This window comes from Acetomicrobium mobile (genome assembly GCF_937920065.1).
In genome coordinates this window covers 1-2,182 of the sequence record NZ_CALETC010000129.1, presented here as the reverse complement: position 1 = coordinate 2,182, position 2,182 = coordinate 1, and the positions used below count along the sequence as shown (strand labels likewise).

Sequence of the window (2,182 nt, the reverse complement as noted above, 5' to 3'; positions counted from 1 at the left end):
ATGAGGCCAAGGCGGTCATGCATTCCTTTGCCGAAAAAGGATACCTGGCCAGCGGGAACAGGGGCACGAACTACCTGTTCGTCGATGCCAACGGCAAAATTCTTCAAATAGCCGATAACTGCTACAAAATCATTGAAGAGCAAGTTAATCCTTCCCTTAAAAAAGATGGCAAGGAGTATAAGGGAATCTACTTTACAGTCTCCAGAGTGAACGACTACGGATCACCGGAGGATGCGCTCATCTCAAATTACGGCAACATCACAATTGAATTGGCCAACTCCCCGAAAGTATCAAAACATCCGGCAATGTGGAATTTTGAGAGGGCTCAATCGAGCACAACAATTTTGATCGATCCCGAATATCCTGAAACTTTAACGACCATTTTCGTGACGCTACCAGCCTATGGATACTCCATCCCGTTTTTAATGGGAGCTAACGCTACTCCCCGTGCACTCATGGACGGCACTGTGTATGAAAAACAAAGAACAAGCTTTGAATACAGCGAATTTTACGAGGCTGGCATCAACGATATGTGGAGAAAGTTCATATATGGCGTGAGGGCTCAGCTAAAGGAAGGAAAAGACGTACAAGAAGAACTGAATGAAAACTTCCTAAAAATGGTCAATTTTGTCTTGTCAATGAACGAGTAGTAAAAGATCGCAATTTATTAAAAATACCGAGCGGTTATCTTGTCCCGCTCGGTATTTTTATCGAATATCACCTATTATCGCAGAGGATAAAATTTACTTTTGTGCTCATCGGTCCCGTCCTTGGCGGGAAACATGATTATCGTGCTCTTCTTTTAAGATATGCTCAAGCTGTATTTTTAAAGCGGGTAGTTCCTCCTTGATAACGCCCCAAATAATTTTCAAGTCTATGTTAAAATACCCGTGAACTATTCTGTTCCTAAGGCCGACTATCTCTCCCCAAGGAATGTATTTATGACGAGCTTTAATGTCGTCAGGAATGTGCCCGGCGGCTTCTCCTATAGTTTCGAGATTTTTTATAACCGCATCGATCGTTTTGTCGTCTTTTTCAAAAAGCGCAAATTCCATGTCGTCAGTATATTTTTCAACCTTTTTGATGCATTCTAAAATGTCTTCAACGTAAAGCTTCCAGTTCCTTTTAGACATAGCACAAATCTTCCATGATGTACTCTTTCCTGTTGGGTTTTATGCCGTCAGGGGTCGTAAGATCGACTTTCATGCCCAGGATGTCTTCCAGAAAATCGGCAAGGCCGAAGAACTTGAGACCTACGGGCTCGCTAAACTCGACCATGATATCGACGTCGCTGTCTTCGGTCTGCTCGCCGCGGGCATAAGAACCAAAGACAGCGATGCTTTTTACCTTGTACTTCTCTTCAAGATCTTTCCTGTGGCTGTTTATTGCGCTTTTTATATCTTCAAGGGTCTTCGGCTTTGTTTTTTCTTTTTTGGCTTTTGGAACTTCAAGATCGAAGGGGAAACGCCCTTCTTGGGCAATGCGGACTAAAAGCATACGCACGGCGTCGGAAATGGTAAGCCCCATCCCGTCAAGGACATGTGCGGCCTTCTCCTTCGTTTCGCTGTTTATTCGCACCCTGATCATCGAATCGCAGGTTCGTACCAATATCAACACCACCTTTGTAGATACATTGTAACTACAAATACGTACACCGTCAAGCAAGTACACCCTGTCTAATTCTGGCCTTAAAAGGCCTTTGTTTTATCCGGCGGGTCTTTTATGACCCTAATCGGTCCTGGAGTTAATGACGAAATCAAGGTCCAATTTCTTTTTAACCTCTATATTTAAAGCCTCGGAGGAGGGCAAAAAGGCCATGTCAGGAAGCCCGATTAACGACGGGCGTGTATCCAACCTGGAGGTAAATTATCCCAAAAAACCCTTTCACTAATGAAGAATTGCTTTGGGAGTTCAAAACCCTGGGCTACAATGCAATCCAGGACGACAAAAAAACTCGACAAGATCGCCGATGCCCTGTTTAACCTGGAAGAGGTCAAAAACGTCAGGAGCTTCGTTGAACTTTTAAGGAAGGATTAGCTTTAAATACCGAGCGGGATACGACCGATCACCCGCTCGGTATTTTGTTTGAAATTACTAAACATCCCTACCACACAGCATAAATATCAGATCATTTACGTTTGTGCCCGTAGGCCCCGTCTTTATCAAGCTGCCAACGGCCTGC

General features: G+C 44.0%; 3 protein-coding genes. 1 reads left to right on the top strand and 2 read right to left on the bottom strand.

The genetic code is table 11. The annotated features are described in order from the left end of the window. On the top strand, window positions 1-650 hold a 650-nt coding region (locus Q7P41_RS05320), incomplete at its 5' end, for a hypothetical protein (protein ID WP_303882736.1). A gap of 105 nt (window positions 651-755) precedes the next feature. Here the strand turns inward: Q7P41_RS05320 and Q7P41_RS05315 are convergent. Further along, entirely contained in the window at window positions 756-1,133 is a 378-nt protein-coding gene (locus tag Q7P41_RS05315; RefSeq protein ID WP_303882735.1) for a DUF86 domain-containing protein, read from the bottom strand. After that, window positions 1,126-1,617, bottom strand: a complete 492-nt coding sequence (locus Q7P41_RS05310; protein WP_303882737.1) for a type II toxin-antitoxin system RelB/DinJ family antitoxin — start codon at window positions 1,615-1,617, stop codon at window positions 1,126-1,128. The genes Q7P41_RS05315 and Q7P41_RS05310 overlap by 8 nt, the downstream gene beginning before the upstream one ends. Window positions 1,618-2,182: the final 565 nt, after the last annotated feature.